Genomic DNA, 23473 nt, shown 5'->3' with positions numbered 1-23473 from the left:
TTGTATAAGAGACAGGGGCTGGGGAGGGGTTTATTCCAACTCTCAACCAACTTTTCCGCTAACTGACGACAACTTTCCACCAAAAACGCCCCCGAACCCATAGCCAAATCACAAATCTTCAACTCTAAAATCTGCTCAGGTGTGGGGTTTTCTCCGAAAGCCTCTAAAATCGGTCTGAGAGTTTCCTTAACTATCGGCTCAGTCAACGCACGGGGGGTATAATGAGAACCACTGCGCCGCCGTTCTTCCCCTGGTTGCAAATACAGCGAACCCACAGGCATTAAACTCGGTGTTTTCGGTGATACCTTGCGTCCTAACGCTGCTATGATATCTTCTGCTGTGTGCGCGGCTTTTAACTCCGTCAGGGATTTACCAGTAACTTCACAACCTGCAATATCCTTTAAATATTTAGCCCGTTCCCCGGCTTTGGTTTTGAGAACCTCTTCAACACTAACCACCACCGTCACCGAAGATTTAGAACCTTTGGGTTTACTCCAAACACCGATAGCAGGGCTATTTGCTCTTTCTACTTCATAGCCCATAACCGCTTCATAAACAAACAGAGCCAATTTGCTCAACATCCAAAGCCCGGTAAGATAGGCGTTCTCCGTCCAAGATCAGTAACCCTTGTAGTACCCTGTGAATTACCCCGTCAGAGACGCGAGGCGGTTCTATACTTGCCCCTGATTGATATTTTGTAGACTGGGGACGACCTTCTAAAAAGGGATATTCATCAGGATCAAAGAGTTGTCCATGACGAGCAGGTAAGTATAAATCAGCGTGACCCCCACCTTCATAAACTAAACGAAACAGACTCAGCAACCACGCCCAAGCACCATATCGCTGATCCATTGTATCTGGATAATTGCCGGCATCTTCTCGCAAGCGATCGTAAAGTCCACTCACGGAATAATAACGGGTATAAACTGCATCTTGAGACATCAAGCCCCGGTCTTCAGCGTAAAGCAGGAATACCAACCGCAGCAAAACGGTAATCAGTCCACCATAAATGTGCTGGGGGTTTGTGGCGGCGATGTCATCTAGTAAGCGGCTGTTAGTTGTGGCATCTGCTGTCTGGAAGCCCCGCAGTAAATCCCATAATGCCTCTAATACCTGTTCTGCCAGCTTGATAGAGACATCATTTTGATATTTCCGACTTTTTTCGAGGATGGCAGGTAAACGCCTGTCTGTGGGGACATTAAACAGGCGTTCGGCTGAGAGCAACATCTCCATTGCTCCCAAAATCAGCCGCCCCGATACTTCACACATCGCTTGGACAGGAAAGGTCAGGTGTCCTGATGATTCTCCTGGTGGCGCATAAACTAACCGTAATTCTGTACCGTTACACAATAGCCCGATGTAAACTTTGGTTTCTTTTAACAGCCGTTCAAATTTAGATTGGGGGCTGGCGTGCCAAGCCGTAGATTTACTATCCTCTGCTCCGGCGTTGTCAAGTTCAGTACCAGGATTCAATACTTGAATTAGCATCATCCAGCCACCATTGGGGTTGGGGACAGCGTAAGTCGGTATTAAAGTTTCTTGATAATCTGGGAGAGCGATCGCTAATTCTGCGGGACTGTCAACTAAATCTGCTGTTTCCCAACCTAAAACATTGATAGCAAAGGCGGAAAAATCGGTAATGCAAAAGCGTTCATTTTCGCTGTCACCGGGCAAAGCTGTACTACTGGCAACTGCTTGTAATATTTGTTGCAATTCTACTACGTTGCGGTTAACCACCGCTTGGGCTGCTGACAATGCGGGGGGCGAAACCACCAACCCCACGGGCTGGAGAAAGCCTAACCATTCTTTATGTAAGCGAATTTCTGGATCTTTGGACATGATATTAATTTCAGTTTAAAAATTAGGTTAGTTAGTCAGTTGGTTAGTCGGTCAGATGAGATGAGCCAGAGATGAGCCAGTTAGCCAGGGGTTGAAACCCCTGTCTAATAGCTTAAGTCGGATGAATCCGACTAAATGAGCGGGTTTTTTAATCAGCATCATAATGAGGGGTTTTTTTGGTTTTTCAGTCCTCTTTTAGAGGACTTTCGCTATTAGACGGGGAATTTGATTCCCCGGCTTTTGAAATCAGCATGATAATGAGGGTTTTTTGGGGTTTTCATTCAGATTAGCCAGGGGTTAGCCAGTTAGCCAGGGGTTGAAACCCCTGTCTAATAGCTTAAGTCGGATGAATCCGACTAAATGAGCGGTTTTTGAAATCAGCATGATAATGAGGGGTTTTTTTGGGTTTTTAGTCCTCTTTTAGAGGACTTTCGCTATGAGACGGGGAATTTGATTCCCCGGCTTTTGAAATCAGCATCATAATGAGGGTTTTTTGGGGTTTTCATTCAGATTAGCCAGATTAGCCAGATTAGCCAGGGGTTGAAACCCCTGTCTAATAGCTTAAGTCGGATGAATCCGACTAAATGAGCGGTTTTTGAAATCAGCATGATAATGAGGGTTTTTTTGGGTTTTTAGTCCTCTTTTAGAGGACTTTCGCTATGAGACGGGGAATTTGATTCCCCGGTGTTTGTTGTGCTATCAGATGGGGAATTTTATTTGCTGGTTTTGCTTCCGTGATATTACACCCCCTACCCGGAAATCGGCCATAAATAAATCACACCGACCGGCTCAACCCGCACTGCTTTGACTTGGTAAGCGGCTTCAATTCGCGCTGGTTCGGAAATCAATTCTAATGCGATCGCTTTGAGGCGTTTTTCCCAATGGCGACGGTCTGCATCTACTTGACGCTGTTCCTCGATAATTGGCAGAGATAACTGCACAGCTTGAGAGTCTTTCTGACAGTTGAGAATTCGCGTCTGTTGTTCTTCCAGAATCTTCTTCATCTCAGCAGCTTCTTTAATCCCCCGATTAACTAGCTTTTTCTTGGCACTTTCCGCCAAAATTTCGGCGCGGCGTTCCAAATGGGGAATTAATTCGCTCACATCTTCAGCAGCACTTTTTTGTAGTCGTTCTTTCACTGCTGACGCAACTTCTAGTAAATGGGGGGAAGCCAGGGAAGTTTCCAGTAATTCCAGTACGTTGTCTTTCTCACCTTCTTTTAAAGGTTGAAGTTTCTTGCGCCCTCGACTAGTTGGGTCTAACCACTCCGCTGCTACTGCAATTACTTGATCATGTAACCGAGCCGCCCGTTCACCATACAAAGCCAATCTTCCCAAGGCTATAACTTTGGGCATGGGGTCATTAGTTAGACATACACAAGCACGGGTTAATTCATCGTGCAGAAAACCCTGGGATAAAAATCTGCTCAGTAACCGTTGGACAATTCTGTGTTCTAAATGCAGATGCACCACATCCCCATCTAAAGAACCAGGATCTCGAAACACTACGGGGCGAATTGGTGCTTCTTTCCGCCATTCCCAGGGCTTTTGTCCGATTTTTCGCGGTGTTCTCAAAGTATCAATTGTTGTTGACCATGTGGGATCTGCACCAGTTTGCTGGTCAAGGGCGGGAATTGTCCACCGGGCGGTTACAGAGTTGTTAGCAACCTCATTTACATCTACAGGTGTGAGGGCAGGAACGCCGAGAATTTCTAAAGAAGCGGAAATAGCATCCCGGAAGTGGTGGTCATCTAGTCCCAACCAGTCCCGTGAGTTTTTTAACATTGCTTGTAAATTCTCGACCTGTTTTGTCAAATCTTGTTGGCGGACTCTGGCTTGCTCCAGTTCCTCATTAATCACCTGTGTACTTACTATTTCTTGGTCATTGATTTGTTCAGCTTGATTAATAGAATTAGTAATATTACTTACGTCTTGATGGCGAATTCCATGAGCCAGTAAGCGCGACATATTTCTTTCGACAACTGGTGCTAGGCTACCGAGTTCTTGTTGAATAGTGGCTGTTTTCCGCACCAATACATCTAATACTTTGTCTTCTGTGCGTTGGGGTAAAACAAAGTAATAACAATGGACAACAGGCGATCGCTGTAATTTACGGTCAATCCGTCCATTGCGCTGCTCCATCCTGGATGGGTTCCACGGCACGTCAAAATGGAACAGGTCAGCACAATTGTTTTGCAGGTTTACCCCCTCCCTTGCCGCATCTGTAGCAATCAAAATCCGCAGGGGATGACGGGCAGGATCGGCATTAAAGGCACTTTTAATAGCTTCCCGGCGTTCTTCTCCCATACCCCCGTGAAAGACCTCTATGCGTTCATGTTCACGGTGAGAATTAGCAATCGCCGTTTGTAACTGTTGTTGCAGATAACGTTTAGTATCTGTATATTCTGTAAAGATAATTACTCGCCGTTCTAACCAAGCCGCATTGGCTTCACCCAATTGAGGACAGAGATTTTGGCGAATCCACTCCACCAGTTTGTGAATCCGCGGATCTGGTTGGTAGCGAGAGGAATTAGCTACATCTGCCATTTCATCTAAAATTGCTAATTCACGGGCTGTTTGTCCGGCTGCTTGCATAGTAGCTGCTGCCATTTGAGCATCTTCTTCTGCCTCTATTTCCGCTTCTAAAAATTCTGCCCGTTCGTCATCAGCACTAACTGACTCCAACAACAACGGTAAACTGACTTTATGAATGGCAGGACGGTTAGCTGCTTGCTTTTCTACCGCCGTCCGATGTACTTTTAAAGTCCGTGCAAATGCCTCAATCGAAGACAACAACCGCTTTTGCAGTGAAGTAATTACCAGCATCGCTGTGGTCTGGGTGGACTTAGCCGCATCCTTGAGTCGTTCTTCACGCAAACTCCGATATTGTTGCAACAATTGGGATAACTTGAGTTCTGGTGCGTCTTTTGGGAGATGATCAATCACTATCGGACTCACGAAACGTTGGGGAAATTCTTCTCCTATTTCCCGTAGATCTTGCTTTAAACGGCGTACCATCACAGTGTCTAGCAACTTGTGATTGCGGACAGGTACTCCTCGACAAAAACGCTGGGGGTCGAGGATTTCTAGTAAAGCCGCAAAGCTGTTGGAATGTCCATTGTGGGGAGTAGCAGACAAAAACAGCTTGTGTTCAAAACGCGGTGCTAAATCTCGCACAGTTTTGGTAAGTTGGGAATCAACCGCATATTTTGCCCCACTCGCAGGTGCAGCATTGTGGGCTTCATCGAGAATGAGCATGGAGGCCGGAGAAAAATCACTCAGCCAATCTCGTAATGGTGCAGCATAGGTTTCATCTCGCAGCAAGGCATGGGAAATAATAAACCGAGTGTGTGTCATCCAAGGGTTAATTCCATAACCCCGTTCTTGACGACGGGCAGTAATAAATTCACGATCAAGAATCATAAATGTGAGTCCAAACCGACTCTCCATTTCTTCTTGCCATTGTCTAACTACAGATGGTGGACAGGAAATCACTACCCGGCGAACTTTTTGCCGCATTAACATCTCGCGCAGTATTAGCCCTGCTTCGATTGTTTTACCCAATCCCACATCATCGGCAATAAACAAGCCGACTCTAGGCATCAGCAAGGCTTTACGTAGCGGTTCTAGCTGATAGGCTTTGACTTCTATTCCTGCCCGATAGGGAGCTTGAAAAAGTTTGGCATCTGTGGAAGTTACGCAATTCCAGCGTAATGTGTGCAAGTAGGCAGAGAACAACCGGGGATGATCAAAGCCTCGATTAGCGATGGATTCCCATGATGTCACCCCGACGATTTTGGCATCTATTTCTCGTTCCCACAGGACTTCCAGGGATTCTCCCAAGGCATCATCTTCTAAGCAAGAAAGACTAACTTTAGTATCTTGTTCTGGTGAAGGCTTAGGCACTACTTCTTCCACAAGATACTGGCGCGATCGCACACGCACAATCTGTCCAGTTACAATGTCAGTCACTTGTGTTTTCCTTTTTGTGACTGGACGGCTATTATTCCTCCTCTAATCATGAAAAACTTACTCCCCTAAATGATCAAATAGACAATATGCTCAACAACTGTCAAGGTTTTACTTACCTGATATAGCAATTGATAGATTAATTGCTATAATAAGCACATTTTAAAATAATTGCAATTACAAGTAGAAATAATACAGTAAATAATCAGTAAAACCAGTGTCATCTGCCTAAAGTTAGATATTGAAACATGACTTGTATTATCCAGTTAAGCAGTAGGAATCTCATTTTCCACTAACAAACATGATAATTACTGGCATAAAAATTACTAAATCTTGATTCAAAATTCCGTTAATGAAGTGTATAATCCCAAGAGCCTGAAACTCCTTATTCATCTGGGTTTTACATTTATTCAACAAACCCTACTTATTGAAGTGCGGAATGTGGGATTCATAATAGCCGGAAACTGACAGAAAAGGGATACCCTTGGATAGATTTTGTCTAAAAAATTCTGAATATTATAAATGGAAGGGATGAAATCCTGATTAGACAATCAATCCTTTTGATTACAGTTTTTATTATAGTGCTTCATTCTATGACTAAATATTGTTGTGAGCAAGCTAGAGATGAACTTTGGTTAATGATGGGAGCAGGAGCAACAGCAGGAGTTGCGGGTGGAATTTCTCCTATCGCCGCGCTCACCTTTCAAAGCAGTTTAGCTGGTGTACAGGGTGTTGTAATCACTCGCATTGCTCAGATTTATGATGTGAATTGGATACCTGCTAGTGGTGCTGGAGCGATCGCCGCAGCAATTATAGGTATGGGTGGAGGACAATTCCTTTTCACGATGGGCAGTATTATAACAGGATTTATTCCTGGTCTTGGATCAGTGGTTCAACCTGTAATGGGAGCTGCCGCAGTTAAAGCATTGGGTGAAGTTGCTATTACCTATTTTGAAAATATGTATCCTCACAAAATCTACAGCCCAAAAACATCCTAGCTTGTCTCACTCTAAACTCTCACCCATTTCAAAACATTGGGGTCTTTATTATAGTTGTAGGTAGAACCATCCTCAGTACTAATAGATTGACCTTTACTTGCTTTGGTTCTCACAGTCCCCAGTGAATAGTCTGTTAATTTCTGGATTTCTTGATGAGAAAGTCCGGTAATAACACTTACTTGGTTTGCTAGGTTGGCTATTTCTTGTATTGCGGTTTCTGGTGGATTAGGAGATTGATTATTGGCAAAGTTATCTATTGTAATTTCAGATTTTTCAGAAGCACTGATGACAACTGATTCTAATTTCTGACGTTGATAATCCTGCACAGTCGAAAGTTGCCAACTAGAATCTTGAGAAAGTTCTAAAACCCATTGATGATAATCAAATAAGCTTTCTCGATGTCCTACACTGATAAATGTTGTTTTTGTTTCTCGTAATTGTTGATATAAAGTACCTTCATTCTTTAAATCTAAAGCACTGGTAGCTTCATCTAAGATAGTGAAACCTGGTTGAGTAACTAACAATCGTGCAAATGCAAGGCGTTGTTGTTCTCCTAAAGAAAGTATATTTTCCCAGGGAACTTCAGTATCAAAACCATCTACTCGACTTAATAAATTTTGCAGATTAACTTGTTTTAAAATTTCTGTGAGTGCGCGATCGCTCATAGGACGATCTGTATACGGATAAAGCAATTGTTCCCGCAAAGTTCCTAAAATAATGTAAGGACGTTGAGGTAAAAACAACACTTCTTCTAAAGGAGGCCGCACTAAACGACCTGTTCCTGCATTCCACAAACCAGCGATCGCCCTCAATAAAGAACTTTTACCTCTACCACTCGGACCAACAATTAATAAACCTTCTCCCGGTTTCACAGAAAGTGATAAATCTTCGACAATTACCCTTTCATAATTGGGAGTTTGTAAAGTTACATTCTCAAAGGTAATATGATTATCTTCTATTGTTTTGATGATACTGGCATTTTCTCGTTGTTTAGTGACTTCTTCCAAAGCAGAAGAAAATTCAGATAGCCTCTCAACATAAACAGAAACCCTACCTGAACTTCCAAACTCATTGATTAATTCTGCTAGAGCATTAGCGAAAAGATATGCGGATAAAGAAGCTTGGCTAATTTCTCCAAAATCTAGGTGATTGGTAATATATAAAGGTCCGAGTATGAGAAATGGAAATACCTCGATTACAGCTTGATATCCTCTATTAAAAAAGTCTTGATTTCTTTCCCAGCCAATCCTCCGTTTATAACTCTTGACTAACTGATTAAATCTTTTACTAATGATATTTGACTCTTGTTTTTCTCCCCGAAAAAAAGCTATTGATTCAGCATGAACTCGAACATGAGTTAGGCAATAGTTGTAATCTGCTTTAGATTCGAGTTCTTCTTGATTAATCTTATTTAATTCTTGATTCAAGTATACAGCGACCACATTGCCTAGAACTGTATAAATCACTAAAATAATTGCAACTTGCTTTGAAATTGACCAAATAACTATGATATAAGCTGTGATTTCCAGTATTTTTTCTAAGAAGGTAGCTGAAAATGTCAAAGCATTACTAATAACAGGTTCAATTTCTTGAGAGAGACGTTGATCAGGATTATCAATATCAGATTTAAAATTGATTTTGTAGTATGCTCTTTCATGTAAATATTTTGAAAGAATGTGATCATTTAGCCATTGATACCAATCGAGTACCATTTGCTTTCTCACAAATTTGGAAAACCCTACAAATGTCGTTACAAATACTAGGGTTATACTATAAATCAATACAATATTAAAAAACTGAGAAACATCCTTTCCTGTAATGGTAATATCGACTAGATAGCGATAAAGAAAGTTAGTAACTACATTTAAACTAACAAGTCCAATGATTAGTAATATTAGGAGAATAAGCATTCCCCATGAACGAATCACGTCTGAAAACGCTCTTCCCCCTGGTGTATTTGGATACCAATAAGGTTCTGTAATAGATTTGACATTTTTCCAAAATTGAGTAAAATCTGAAAAAGGATTTGTCGAGGGTTGAGATTGAATAACTTGAGTTGGCATATTTGAGCAATAAATTAAGTTTCTGAGAATTGAATTTAATACTTATATCAAAATAACACTGATGTGCAAGTTAAAGTTATTATTTATCGGTGAACGGGAAAAGACTCAGAAATAACCTTAATCCCGCTCCCGTGCTTCCCTATCTGTATTCCTTCAGTAATTTTAAGTCGTCAGATTAATATACATCTAATGGTAATTAAATGTGTATAACCTGAAACCCTTGTAGGAACAATTCATGTAGCTTGCTTCCCGCAGGGTATTGTCCCTACCATCATTTTAACCAGATGTCTAATGATGTATAGTTATCCGATTTGATTCATGAATTTTTCGTGGAGGTAGGGAACAGGGAACAGGAAAGAAGGCTTTTAGTATGTACGGAGTTCTGTTCAAAAATCAAATAGGAGTCCTATAGATATAGATTAGTTAGTCATGTTCTCAAATACCATTTGTTCTGTTACCAATTGTTCATCTATAAAACCGCTACTAATGAAGTAGGAAATGTAAGTTTTTAGCAATTTTTGGTCTAGCGCGGGATACATAAGATCAATATTTCCTACTCCATTGATAGTGTTTTCATAATCAATCTGTGGTTCGGGGCTGTTTTCTACCGCAACTTTGGGGATAATATGAGACAAAACTCTTAAATTATCTGTATCAGAAATTTGACTCTCAAGTGAAATCTCTGAATGCCATTTCTCTACAGGAATCATCTGTACAGGGTATCCTAAAGAGTGCATCAAGTGAAACAAATCCCTGATTGTAGTTGATTCAGGATTGACTAGGTGAAATGCTTTTCCTAAAGATTCCTTTTGTCCTGACAGATTAACAATTATCTTGCTCACATAGTCCACAGGAGTCAAATTATCCTCCATCTGCACGTCAGGAAATATTCTGGTTTCTAAACAACCTTTGACTAACCTGCAAAATAAATCATCTGTGTTACTAATCCCTGTTTGGGTATTTCCTGTAATCCTTGATGCTCGATAAATAGCCACAGGCAGTCCTAAATCACGAGATTGCATCACTAATTTCTCTGCTACCCATTTGCTTTGAACATAGCCATTTTCTAAGACTTGATATTGTTCAAGGAGATCCGACTCTAAAATTAATCCCGTCTCATTAGGAGTAGCTGCTGATAAAACGGATGTAGTTGAAATGTAATGTAAAGGTTTAACTTTGATTTCACTGGCTAACCGAATGATTTCTTGAGTTCCCAATACATTAGCGGGTTTTAAAACAGAGTAGGGATAGATAACATTAATCCAAGCACCACAATGATAGATAGCGTCTATCTGACCAGCTAACTGTTGAAATTCTGATGTGGAAAGACCTAAATAGTTTTTCCCTAAATCTCCAACCACAGGAATAATGCGTTTTCTGTCAACTCCTGACCAGAGTTTGTACAATTGGAGTTGATTTTGTAGCTTTTGTTGTGCCTGTTCAATATTGGTAGCACGAATCAAACAATAAATATCAGCTTGGGTGTGTTGCAGAAGTTCATAAAGTAAATGACTACCCAGAAAACCCGTCACTCCCGTTAAAAAGATTCCTTGAGGTTTGTTGTTGTACTCAAAAGGTTGGTTAGGGATTTGAATGCTGGGATCTAAAACTGCTTCTGCTTTTAAATCTAGGTTAGAGGTGGTAATAGTATTCGTCTGGCTTGTGAGTAAACTATCAAAACCTGCTGCGAGTTCTGCGACTGTCGGGTTTTCAAACAAATAACGTAGGGGTAAATCTATTTGCAAAGTCTCTGTTAATAAAGACATCACTTGCATAGCGCGTAAAGAATTACCCCCGATGTCAAAAAAGTTGTTGTGAATGCCTAACTGTGTTGTGACTAAAACACTCCTCCAAATATCTGCGATCAGTTTTTGTGTGGGAGTATTGGGTAACACAAAGTTGCTCAGGTTAATCTCTTGGGAGGGTGCGGGTAGGGCGCGACGGTCTACTTTACCATTAGTCGTGACTGGTAAACCCTCCATCATTACAAAAGCTGTGGGAATCATATAATTTGGCAGCTTTTGTTTCAAGAAGCTTTGTAATTCATTTTGGGTTAATGATGGATTATCAGTGACAACATAAGCAACCAACTGTTTATGTCCTGGTTGGTCTTCCCTGAGTATTACTACCTGGCAAATCACATCAGGATGCTGAATCAAGAGACTTTCAATTTCTCCCAGTGCAACGCGGAAACCTCGGATTTTTACTACATCATCAATGCGTCCGATAAACTCGATATTACCATCGGGTAAATAGCGTGCTAAGTCCCCTGTTTTATATAATTTTGGATTTTTGATTTGAGATTTTGGATTATTAAAGGGATGAGCAATAAATTTCTCTTGTGTCAATTCTGGACGGTTGAGATAACCCCGTGCTAAACGCTCACCACCAATGTACAATTCACCTTTCACTCCCATCGGTACTGCTTGCAGATTAGAGTCTAGAATGTAAATTTCTGTATTGGCAACAGGACGACCTATGAGAACTGTATTAGTTTTTTCTGATGAGAAATTCTGCACATCATAAATGATGGCTGTAACCGAGGCTTCCGTGGGACCGTAGGCATTTAAACAAGTTATTCTATTCCCTACCAATTGCTGCCACATTGCCACTGTTTCCGGTAAAACTGTATCTCCACCTACGGTCAACAAACGTAAACTTTGGGGTACGGTGGCATAGGATTGAGATACGGCTACCATCCATTCATGCCAATAAGCGGAAGTTAGGGTTAAAACGCTTAGTTGTTGTTGTTCTATAAACTGGGCAAAATTGGCAAAAGAAGAAAACATTTGTGTTGGTCTTAATACTACTGTTCCGCCTTTAAACCATGTGGGGAAGATTTCTTCTAGTGCGACATCAAAACCGAAAGCTGCAAATTGTAAAACACGATCGCTACTTGTTAAGCCAAATGCTTCACTAATGGCACTGCTATGATTTACCAAAGCTCCATGAGTCAATATCACGCCTTTGGGTTGTCCTGTAGAACCAGAAGTATACAATACACAAGCTAAGTTTTCTGGTAATACTTCACTAAATGGATTTTCTGGACTTTGAGAATTGAATACTTCATATTCTTGATCTAAGACAAGAACTTTCACCCCTTCAACTGGCAAGGAATTGAGTAAACTTTCCTGTGTGATCAGTACAGAAATTTGTGAATCTTGGGATATATAAGTTAATCGCTGCTGAGGATAATCAACGTCTAAGGGAACATAACCGCCACCAGCTTTGAGGACTGCTAAAAGTGCCACAGTCATGGAAAGCGATCGCTCTAAATAAATTCCCACCAAAACTTCTGCACCCACACCCAGAGATTGTAAATAATGGGCTAATTGATTCGCTTGGGTGTTTAACTGTTGATAAGTCAATTGTTGATCATCAAACACCACCGCTACAGCATCCGGTGTTAATTCTACCTGCTGTGCAAATAATTGATGTAAACACTTGCCTACAGGATAATCACTTTGAGTATTATTCCACTCAATCAGTAATTTTTGTTTTTCATCTGCTGTTAATATGGGCAACTTGTCAATGCGCTCTTGAGGATTATTCACCACTGCTTCCAGCAACGTCACAAAATGACCAATCATGCGCTCGATGGTGCTATGGTCAAACAGATTCGTGTTGTATTCCCAAACTCCCACCAGTCCGTTATCAGTGTTCTGCATGAATAAAGTCATATCAAATGCAGCAGTCACACCTTTAAATGGTACTGAACTAACGGTTAACCCATTTAACTCCAACTCAGACACAGGAGCATTTTGCAGGTTAAACATGACTTGGAATAGTGGACTATGGGATAAATCCCGTTCTGGTTGCAATGCTTCCACTAGCATTTCAAAGGGCAAATGTTGATGGGCATAAGCACCCAAAGCCACTTCTCTCACACGAGTTAGCAATTCACTAAAACGGGGATTATCTGCCAAGTTGGTACGCATTACTAAGGTGTTAACAAACAAGCCGATTAACCCTTCTATCTCAGCCCGATCGCGGTTAGCAATAGGCGAACCAACTAAAATATCTGATTGTCCGGTGTAGCGATAAAGCAAGGTGTCATAAGCAGCCAACAAGGTCATAAATAGGGTACAACCTTGATTTTGACTGAGTTTGATCAATTTATCAGTTAACTCAACTGACAGGGCAAATTCATGAGTTGCACCAACTAAAGTCTGTACAGCAGGTCTGGGGCGGTCTGTGGGTAATGATAATAAGGTTGGTGCGTCTTTGAGTTGTTGTTCCCAGTATGTTATTTGATTTTGTAGTACATCCCCTTGCAACCATTGTCTTTGCCAAATTGCAAAATCACTGTACTGAATTGGTAGAGGTGTTAAAGGTAAAGGTTGATTTTGACAATAAGCATTATATAACTGTGTGAGTTCTTGGACAAACACACCCATTGACCAACCATCGGAAACAATGTGGTGCATACACACTAACAATACTTGCTCTGTCTCGTTCAGTAAGATTAACTGTACTCTAATTAACGCTTCTGTTTCTAAATCAAATCCTGTCATCATTTGTTGTTGCGTTAATTGTTCTACAGCTATTTCCTGTTCTGTTTTGGGTAAGTGCTGTAAGTCAACAATTGATACTATTCCTTGTTCCTTGTTCCCTGCTTTCTGTTCCCTAATAACTTGAATTGGCTGTCCATCAATGGTGGTGAAATTAGTACGTAAGGCTTCGTGACGATGAATAATTGTTTGTAAGCTTTGCTCTAACGCTGCAATTTGCAACTTTCCTAGCAAACGTAGAGCAGTGGGCATATTGTATACCACACTGTTAGCCTCAAATTGGTCTAAGAACCACAAACGCTGTTGGGCAAAAGACATTGGTAAGTCTGCATCTTTGGCTCTGGGTAACAGAAGTGGTGCTTTGTCTGCTGACAGTTCTAATTTGTCTTGTTGTAATTGAGTAATAATATGGGCTAATTCTCTGACTGTAGGGGCGGCAAACAATTTATTCAATGGTAGTTCCACTTGGAATATGTTGCGGATACGTGAAACTATTTGTGTTGCTATTAGGGAATGTCCCCCCAGTTCAAAGAAGTTGTCATTTATACCCACAGATTCTACTTTTAGCACTTGTAACCACGTTTGTGTTAGCAGTTCTTCTATGGGGTTGCGTGCAGCAACATATTTTTCTAGCAGTGTACTTTCTAATTCTGGTTTTGGTAAGGCGCGACGGTCTATTTTTCCGTTGGGTGTCTGTGGCAGATTTTCCAATATGACTAAGGCTGATGGTATCATGTACGCCGGCAGTTTATTCACCAGGAATTGACGAATGCTTGTAAGCTCTGGTGTTGTTTCTTTTTTCGCTACTATGTACCCAACTAAACATTTTTCTGTGGGATTGTCTTCACGGACAATGACGCAGGATGTCTGAATTTGAGGATGTTGATTGAGTACCGCTTCTATTTCTCCTAACTCAATACGGAATCCTCTGATTTTTACTTGGTTGTCTATGCGTCCTAAGTATTCTATGTTCCCATCTGGTAGATAACGGGCTAAGTCTCCTGTTTTATACAGTTTTTTGCCATTATTAAACGGATTAGCGATAAATTTCTCTTTTGTCAACTCAGGACGGTTGAGATAACCTCTTGCTAACCCATTTCCTCCTATATGTAATTCTCCTGGTACTCCTATGGGTACTGGTCGTAAATTCTCATCTAAAATGTAGACTTGTGTGTTAGCTATGGGGCGACCAATTGGTGGTGAGATATGATGATCTTGTCTACCAGACACTACTTTCCCTGAAGTTGTCACTACTGTATTTTCCGTAGGACCATAATTATTTACTAATTGGAAAGGAAGTAAATTTAATGGACATTGATTAAGTTTATCTCCGCCAGTTAGTATGGTTCGCACAGTTGTACTGTCTTTCCATTCCAGTGACAATAGCTGCTCCGCTACTGGTGTCGGTAAAAAACTAATGGTGATTTTTTTCTCTTGCAACCAATCTTGTAAATCCACTGGAGACATCAGGATTTCTGATTTAACTAAATAAATACTTGCTCCTGCGGTGAGGTAAGGCCACAACTCCCATACGGCAGCGTCAAAGGCGATGGAAGCTACTTGACCGGCTTTGTCTAAGGCAGTAATTTCAAAAGTACGTTGATGCCAGAATACTAGATTTAGCAGTGCATCATGAACAATCATTACTCCTTTAGGCTGACCTGTAGAACCAGAAGTATAAATCAGATAAGCTAGGTTATTAGCTGTGACAGCATTAGTCACATTTTCCTGGCTAAATTCGGAAATTACTTCCCAGTCAGTATCCAAGCATATTATCTGTTTTTGATAATCAGGTAGTCGCTTAATTAGATGCTGTTGAGTTAGTAGCACGGCAACTTGAGTATCTTCTAACATGAAGCTCAAGCGTTCTTGGGGATACTCAGGATCTAGTGGTACATAAGCCCCACCAGCTTTGAGAATAGCCAATAGTCCTACAACCATATCAAGCGATCGCTCAACACAAATCCCCACCAGTGTATCTGGTTTTACACCCAAAGATTGTAAGTGATGTGCTAACTGATTAGCCCGACTGTTCAATTGCTGATAGGTTAGTTGTTCGTTTTCAAACACTACTGCTATTGCATCTGGTGTTTTCTCTACCTGCTCTTCAAATAACTGATGGATGCACTTATCAACAGGATATTCAACTTGAGTATCATTCCACTCTACCAATAATTGATGTTGCTCAGTTTCTGTCAACAAAGGTAATTGGGAAATTCGCTGTTGGGGATCAGCAACAATTCCAGATAACAATGTTTGGAAATGTCCTAACAAACGACAAATCGCTGCATCATCAAATCGGCTTGTATCATAACTAATTATTACCAGTAATTCCTGACCAGGAATTACTCCCACTGTTAAAGGATAATTGGTTTGCTCAATACCCTGAACATTATCTATTGAGAAACCATAATTGGTTTTTTCCGCTGCTTCACTAACCGGATAATTCTCAAAAACAACCAGACTCTCAAATAAAGAACTCCCTCCAGGAACATCACTCAATCTTTGAATATCTGCCAATGAGCTATAGGAATATTGTTCAGACTCAACTTGCTGTATTTGTAGATCTTTCAACAAAGCCAAAACTTCAGTTTCAGGACAAGTTTTAACTCTCACTGGTAAGCTATTGATAAATAATCCTACCATTGACTCCACACCCATTAAAGATGGAGGACGACCAGATACTGTAGCACCAAAAACAATATCTGATTCTTGACTGTACCGAGATAATAATAAACCCCAAGCTCCCTGCACCAAATTATTCATCGTCAGTTGATGCTTTCGGACAAAGGTCTGTAAAGCTTCTGTTTGTTGCGCTGTCAGTTGAATTTTTTGTTCCCTGTAACGAGAATCTAACTGTTTACCCTTTGAAGATAATTTATCAACTGTTAAAGGAGTTGGTGCTGTAAAACCTTGCAGTTTTTCTCGCCAAAATTCTTCAGCTTTGCTCAAGTCTTGCTGCTGTAACCAAGCAATATATTTGTCATAGCTTAAAACTGCTGGTAGTGTTGGATTTTCACCTTTGATAATTGCTTGATAAAAATACAATAGGTCTTGGAACAGTAAAGGCACTGACCAGCCATCAAGCAATAAATGATGAAAATTCCACACAAATTGATAACTATCTGCACTCAATTGTATAACACTTAACTGCATTAATGGTGCTGTAGACAGTTGGAAACCCTGTTTTCTCTGAGACTGCACTAACACCTCTAATTTTTCTTGTGCTTCTTGAGTCGATAGGTGCTGCCAATCCTCGCTCTCTATTTTAACATCCACTTGCCGATAAACTATTTGCACCGGCTCTGCCAACTGCTCCCAAATAAAAGCAGTCCGCAATATTGAATGTCTTGCTACTACTTGCTGCCAAGCTTTTTCAAATGCTACCAGGTTTAGTTTACCACTCAAATTGTAAATCGACTGTTCAAAATATACTTGAGAATCAGGGGCATACAAACTTTCAAACAGCATCCCCTCTTGCATTGGTGACAGTGGATATATATTTTCAATATTTCGCCAGTTAGTTTTTTTCGTTTTGCCGAAACTTGCCAATAGTTGGTCTATTTCTAACTGGTTGAGCTTCACTAATGGGAAATCTGAAGGTGTATGACCTCCATTTTTACCTGATGCACAATGAGTAATGATGTCCTGTAATGTGTTGACAAATTCCCTTGCTAGGTTTTCAATTGTGGCTGCTTGGTGAAGATTTGTGCTGTATGTCCACTCTATTTGCAACTGTTCTTCAACTATCATGCTGTTTATATCTAGCAGATGAGGGCGGTTGTTTTGTAAACCGTGCATTTTTCCCGCAGACTCACTAGCTGGCTGCATCCAAGAGGTTGTATTAATCTGTTGATCAAATTGACCTAAATAATTAAAACTGATTTCGGCTTGGGGTAATGTCTTGAGTTGTTTGCCAATTTCTGGATCTTGACTCAGATAGCGCAATAGTCCATAACCAATGCCTTTATTGGGAATAGCCCGCAGTTGTTCTTTAACAGATTTTAAAACATTCCCCAGAAAAGCATCCCCTAAATTGTCTGTAGTTGGGAGTTCTACCACTACGGGGAATATAGTTGTAAACCAACCTATTGTCCGTGATAAATCTACACTATCAACAATATCTTCCCGTCCATGACCTTCTAAGTTGAACAACACATTTTTAGAGTTTGTCCATTTGCTCAAAACTAACGCTAAAGCGGTCAGGAGAACATCGTTAATTTGTGTGTTGTAAGCTTTTGGTACATCGTGCAGTAAGGCGTGAGTTTCTGCCTCACTTAAAGACAATAAAACTGTGTTAGCTGCGGCAACAGTATTTTCCCCTTTTGTATGGTCAACAAAGATGGAAGGAACTGCGGCGCGAGTTTCATTCAACCAATAAGCCGCTTCCGATTTGAGGGTTTGTGATTGGGCATAAGCTGTTAATTGCTCAGACCAATCTTTAAAAGATGTGGTTTTGGCAGGAAGCTGAATATCTTTGCCTTGCTCAAGTTGCTGGTAGGCTGTTTGTAGGTCTTCTAATAAGATTCTCCAGGAAACTCCGTCAATGGCTAGGTGATGGATGGTTATTTGTAATCTCGCTCTTTTTCCTATGCCTAGATGGAATAAGGCTACTTGTACTAGGTTTTCTGATATGTCTAGGTTGGCTTGTAATAAATTTCCTTGTGCTTCAATGGCTTCTGGTTGTTTATGTTCTGGAATTGTTGATAGGTCTATCTCATGGAAGGCTATTTGATCTTTTGGAGCGGTGTATGTCTGTTCCCAATTGGAGTTTTTTTGGCTAAAACTTAGTCTTAGGGCATCATGATGTGTTAGCAGTTGCTGGAATGCTTGTTTTAATGGTTCTGGTTTTATGTCGCTGGGAACTGATAGCAGGAATGCTTGGTTGAAGTGGTGTGGTTGTGTAAAGTTTTGCTCAAAAAACCAGTGTTGAATGGGTGTTAGGGGTAATTTACCTGTGACTAGTTCTTGTTTTATTTCTATGGTTTTGATGTTCGGTGCTATTGCTGCTAGTTCGGCGATTGTTTGATTGGCGAATAGTTGTTTGGCTGTTAGTTGTAGTCCTGCTTGTTTGGCTTTGGCTAAAATTTGGATGCTGAGTATTGAGTCTCCTCCGAGTTCAAAGAAGTTATCGTTAATTCCTATTTGTTTTGTTCTCAGCACTTCTGCCCAAATCTGGGCTAGTATTTTTTCGGTTTGATTACGTGGGGGGACAATTTTTATTTCTAATCCTGTACGGGTTTCTGGTGCTGGTAATGCTCGACGATCTATTTTGCCGTTGGGTGTTATGGGTAGGGTTTCTAGTGTGACAAAACTATGAGGCACCATATATTCTGGCAGTGTTTCTTTGAGATATTGGCGCATTTCACTGATGGTTACTGTGGAATGCTGATGTGGTATTAGGTAGGATACTAATTGCTTCTGTCCAGGGTTGTCTTCACGGACGATGACGCAGGATGTCTGGATTTGAGGATGTTGATTGAGTACCGCTTCTATTTCTCCTAACTCGATGCGGAAGCCCCGAATTTTAACTTGATTGTCTATGCGTCCTATGTATTCTATGTTCCCATCTGCTAAGTAACGCGCTAAGTCTCCTGTTTTGTAAATTCTCTCAACTTGACCATTTATGTCTATTTCTATAAATTTTTCCCCAGTCGCTTGGGGACGATTTAAATATCCTCTAGCTAAACCAACTCCAGCTATACACAGTTCTCCTGGTATTCCTGGTGGTAATAGTTGATTGTTTTTATCTAAGATATAGGTGCGAATATTAGATATTGCTTTACCAATGGCTGGTTTTTTTCCATTGGGTTGACAATGGAAGATGGTGGCGGTAACTGTAGATTCTGTCGGTCCGTAGCAGTTGTAGAATTTTCTTTCTGTTCCCCACTGATTCACTAATTCTGTTGTACAAGCTTCTCCTCCTACTGTGATACATTGCAAATCAGGTAATTTTGCTTTGGGTAATACAGATAAGGCTGATGGTGATAGGAAGCTATGGGTAATTTTGTTTACTGTTAAGAAGTCTACTAAGCTTTGACTTGGCAATAAGGTTACTTTATTTCCTAAGTACAAACAAGCTCCTGTGACTAAGGCTGTGGTAATTTCACCTACGGATAAGTCAAAGCTAAAAGAACCAAATTGCAATAATCGGCTATGGTTTTGTACTTGGAATGTTTGTCCCCAGGTTAAACTTAAGTTGACTATGGCGCGATGCTCTATTGTTACTCCTTTGGGTTTTCCTGTTGAACCGGAGGTGTAAATTACGTAGGCTAAGTTTTCCGGTTGATTTTGGTGATTGGGGTTTTCGGTTAATTCTAAGTTAAATGTGTTTACTTCGACTTCGCTCAGTACAAGTTGCTCTAAACAAATTACCTGACAAGGCTTTTCTCTATTGTCTAAGGGTAATTGATTTAATAGTGATTTTTGTGTTAACAGCACTGATACTTGAGCGTCTTCTAACATGAAGCTCAAGCGTTCAGTGGGATACTCTGGGTCTAGGGGTACATACGCCCCTCCTGCTTTGAGTATACCTAATAATCCAATTACCATTTCTAGGGAACGTTCTACACAAATCCCTACTAATGTCTCTGGTTTTACACCCAAAGATTGTAAGTGATGTGCTAACTGATTCGCCCGACTATTCAATTGCTGATAGGTGAGTTGTTCATTTTCAAACACTACTGCTATTGCATTCGGTGTTTTCTCTACCTGCTCTTCAAATAACTGATGGATACATTTATCAACAGGATATTCAACTTGAGTATCATTCCACTCTGTTAATAGCTGGTGTTTTTCTGACTCAGTTAGTAGTGGTAACTCTCCTATTCTTTGCTCTGGGTTCTTAACTATCCCTGCCAACAAAGTCTGAAAATGATTAATCATCCTTGCAATAGTATCAGGAGCAAAAATATCGCTGTTATATTCCCAAGATCCAATTAATCCCTGTTGTGTCTGCCACATCGAGAGACCCAAATCAAACTTTGCAGTACCTCTATCTACAATTTCTGGAGTCAGACTAATACCAGGTAACTCTAAAGTATCCAGGGAGAAGTTTTCCAGCACAAACATCACCTGAAACAGTGGATTATAGCCCAGAGAACGTTCCGGTTTTAGTGCTTCTACGACTTGTTCAAATGGTATATCCTGGTGTGCGTGGGCATCCCAAACCACAGAACGAACTTTTTCTAGTAACTGTGAAAAACGAGGATTACCTTCCATCTGGGTACGCAATACCAATGTATTGACAAAAAAGCCAATTAGTGAATCAATTTCTCGGCGATTGCGGTTAGCAAAAGGTGAACCAATACAAATATCATCCTGACCACTGTAACGATGCAGTACCACAGCAAAAGCTGTTAACAGGGTCATAAACAAAGTTACACCTGATTTTTGACTGAGGGTGACAAGTTGAGAGGTTAAATCTGCATCAATGTTAAATTCTATACTCGCACCAGCGAAACTTTGCTCTGGTGGACGGGGATAATCTGTTGGTAACTCCAACAAAGGAGGTGTGCCGGCTAACTGTTGTTTCCAGTATTCCAGTTGCTTGTCTTGAACTTCTTTTGTTAACCATTCCCGTTGCCAAAGAGCAAAATCAGCGTATTGTATTGTTAATTCTGGTAAGGGGCTTGGTTTTCCCTGAATAAACGCTGGATAAAGTGCTTCTAATTCTTTGAAAAATACCCCCATTGACCAACCATCTATAATGATGTGGTGCATGGTGATCAGCAACAAATGGGATTCTGGATCTTGCTGTAGTAAAGTAGCTCTTATTAAAGGTTCTGTCCCTAAATCAAAAGACTTGTTAACCTCTTGATTGATAATTTCTTGTACAGCAATTTCTGTGAATTCTTGTACATTTATCACAGGAATGCTGAGAGTTAAATTAGGTCTAATTACCTGAAAAGGGACACCCTCTACCGTAGGAAAGTTAGTTCTTAAAACTTCATGACGGCGGATAATTTCGTTGATACTTTGTTCTAAAGCAGTCAAAGAAAGTTTACCAACAATTCTGAGTTGGAAACTTTCATTATAAGATGTGCTTTCCCCATCTAATTGAGACAGAAACCACATTCTTTGTTGGGCAAAAGATAAAGGTAAATCTTTGTCCCTGACAACGGGAACTAAGGATGAATAATTGATTTGTGTAGCTGTTTGTGCTTCTTGTAAAAAAGCAATAATTTCTGCTTTCCGTTCTTTAATTTGCTGTTTTATTTCATCTGTCATTGCTCCTTTAGGAGCGCGATAACGTAACTGACCATCCTCAACCCAAATTTTGATATCTAAATTATTGAGTAAGGACAAAAATTCAAATATAGCCATTTTATAAATAATCCTCTTCGTATTCTTGTGATGATGTTTCAGTAAAGGCATTTTGACTTTGAATTGCTTCAATTGTCTGAGCTAAACCAACAATAGTAGGTGTTTGCAACAAATGCTGGAGAGACAATTCTAGAGAGAAATCTTCCCGTAACCGAGAAATTACTTGACCAGCTAGTACAGGTTGGCGTAAATAACATAACCATTAAAAGCTCCGAAAATTTGACTGATTACAAGGCTTGAAAATGGTTCATTCACTTACGCCGCAGTGTACTAGTAGAGAATTTACCCCCAATTCAAAAAAGTTGTCGTCAAGGAAGATATTGCTTGGGAATTTATTGGGTAAGTCATCATCATCCGTAAGTGTGAGGCTAAAGTTTTGACATTAGGTTCATAAAGCATCCGGTGGTGATTTCCAGGTACAGATATTACTTTCACAGAGTTTTCTGTGTAATCTTGCCATCCCCAGTCCGGTAAATCGTAATTAGAAATAGCTCGAAGTTGTTGTAAAGCAACTTCATCCACTTCTTCAGCGCGGAATAAACCGATGGGCGCGGAAATTTGATGGGAAGGCCGATAATTATCATAATTAATTGCCATTTGTTTCATCACTTGCATATTAGTTTTAAGCAAAGATAGGCTTGAGTTTTCCGGTAGGACATCATGTTTGTATAAATACTCTGCCACCAAATCCCAACGGGCTAACTCGTCTGGTTGAGCAGCTAAATCAGCGTAGTCCAAACCTAATGAAATTCTCTCTACATTTTCTATATGTTGGAGTAATTGCCACATCCAATCAATATCTGTCATCTTACTTGAATATTCAGGGTGAATAACCAAGCCAGCATCCAAGATAGCCAGTAATTCTACTTTTTCACCCTGGTTTTCCAGTTGGCAAGCCATTTCAAAAGCAACGACAGAACCTCCTGAATATCCTGCCAGTATGTATGGACCATGAGGTTGTTGCTCACGTAATAAATCAATCATTTGACTACTATGCAGTTCTACTGAATCTGGAACTTTGCCAAATCCATTTCTTCCTGGAGTTTCTAAACTATAAACCGGATGATTTTCTAAGTTGATAGCCAAGTCTTTAAAATAGAAACCATGTCCGTTAGTACCAGGTAAACAAAATATAGGAGTGGCATTTCCTTGGGATTGGAGTGTAAGCAAATGGGGATGGGATTGCTGCACTTCATGGTCAGAGATTTGTAATGCTAATTGAGCAATTGTTGGATTGTCAAATAAACTACTTAAAGCAAGTTTTTGATTAAATACTTTTTGAATATGATTGAGCAATTTGACAGCCAATAAAGAATGTCCCCCCAGTTCAAAGAAGTTGTCATTTACACCCACAGATTCTATTTTTAGCACCTGTAACCAGGTTTGTGTTAACAGTTCTTCTATGGGGTTACGTGGAGCAACATATTTTTCTAGTATTGTGCTGTCTAATTCTGGTTTTGGTAGGGCGCGATGGTCTATTTTACCGTTCGGTGTCAGTGGCAGAAATTCTACCATGACAATGGCTGATGGTATCATGTACCCTGGTAGTTTATTCACCAGGAATTGACGGATGGCTGTGCTTTCCGGCATCACGTCTTTTTTAGGTACTATGTACCCAACTAGACGTTTGTCTGTGGGAGTATCTTCACGAGCAATGACAGAGGATGTCTGGATTTGAGGATGTTGATTGAGTACCGTTTCTATTTCTCCTAGTTCTATGCGGAATCCTCTGATTTTTACTTGATTATCTATGCGCCCTAAGTATTCTA

7 protein-coding genes and 1 pseudogene are annotated in these 23473 nt (G+C 40.5%); 1 reads left to right on the top strand and 7 read right to left on the bottom strand.

Translation table 11 applies throughout. The features are described 5' to 3' along the window. The 3 genes and pseudogenes from IQ228_RS26380 to drmD form a co-directional block, all read right to left on the bottom strand. Positions 1 to 581 (bottom strand): annotated as a pseudogene (locus IQ228_RS26380) (BREX-1 system adenine-specific DNA-methyltransferase PglX); the annotation flags it as partial. After that, positions 550 to 1839, bottom strand: coding sequence for a type IIL restriction-modification enzyme MmeI (locus tag IQ228_RS03740; protein WP_228043677.1), 1290 nt, complete (start codon positions 1837 to 1839; stop codon positions 550 to 552). The gene IQ228_RS03740 and the pseudogene IQ228_RS26380, both read right to left, overlap by 32 nt. Before the next feature lie 749 nt (positions 1840 to 2588). After that, positions 2589 to 5810: a DISARM system SNF2-like helicase DrmD gene (drmD, locus tag IQ228_RS03735; protein ID WP_027403936.1), complete on the bottom strand. Its 3222-nt coding sequence runs from the start codon at positions 5808 to 5810 to the stop codon at positions 2589 to 2591. 590 nt (positions 5811 to 6400) lie between these two features. Here drmD and IQ228_RS03730 point away from each other — a divergent pair. After that, positions 6401 to 6805 (top strand): hypothetical protein, encoded by a 405-nt coding sequence (locus IQ228_RS03730; protein WP_027403937.1) that lies wholly within the window; start codon positions 6401 to 6403, stop codon positions 6803 to 6805. A gap of 11 nt (positions 6806 to 6816) precedes the next feature. Here the strand turns inward: IQ228_RS03730 and IQ228_RS03725 are convergent, their stop codons facing one another. The 4 genes from IQ228_RS03725 to IQ228_RS03715 form a co-directional block, all read right to left on the bottom strand. Next, positions 6817 to 8868 (bottom strand): ABC transporter ATP-binding protein/permease, encoded by a 2052-nt coding sequence (locus tag IQ228_RS03725; protein WP_193962193.1) that lies wholly within the window; start codon positions 8866 to 8868, stop codon positions 6817 to 6819. Between the two features lie 419 nt (positions 8869 to 9287). Next, the gene (locus IQ228_RS03720; protein ID WP_193962192.1) at positions 9288 to 21704 is read right to left on the bottom strand and encodes a non-ribosomal peptide synthetase; all 12417 of its coding nucleotides are present in this window, start codon (positions 21702 to 21704) and stop codon (positions 9288 to 9290) included. A gap of 1 nt (position 21705) precedes the next feature. Further along, positions 21706 to 21831, bottom strand: a complete 126-nt coding sequence (locus tag IQ228_RS27045) for a hypothetical protein (protein ID WP_255549941.1) — start codon at positions 21829 to 21831, stop codon at positions 21706 to 21708. Between the two features lie 155 nt (positions 21832 to 21986). Next, the coding region (locus IQ228_RS03715; RefSeq protein ID WP_228043676.1) for a thioesterase domain-containing protein at positions 21987 to 23473 on the bottom strand (1487 nt) is incomplete at its 5' end.

The sequence above is a fragment of the Dolichospermum sp. LEGE 00246 genome (assembly GCF_015207865.1).
Taxonomy (GTDB): domain Bacteria; phylum Cyanobacteriota; class Cyanobacteriia; order Cyanobacteriales; family Nostocaceae; genus Dolichospermum; species Dolichospermum heterosporum.
The sequence above is the reverse complement of the archived record's forward strand: the minus strand, read 5'-3'. Positions and strand labels throughout refer to the sequence as shown.

What these genes read in the sequence shown, in the direction of transcription:
- IQ228_RS03730 (WP_027403937.1), top strand. Translation starts at nt 6,401, where the DNA reads ATGACTAAATATTGTTGTGAGCAAGCTAGAGATGAACTTTGGTTAATG.
- IQ228_RS03725 (WP_193962193.1), bottom strand. Translation starts at nt 8,868, where the DNA reads ATGCCAACTCAAGTTATTCAATCTCAACCCTCGACAAATCCTTTTTCA.
- IQ228_RS03740 (WP_228043677.1), bottom strand. Translation starts at nt 1,839, where the DNA reads ATGTCCAAAGATCCAGAAATTCGCTTACATAAAGAATGGTTAGGCTTT.
- IQ228_RS03720 (WP_193962192.1), bottom strand. Translation starts at nt 21,704, where the DNA reads ATGGCTATATTTGAATTTTTGTCCTTACTCAATAATTTAGATATCAAA.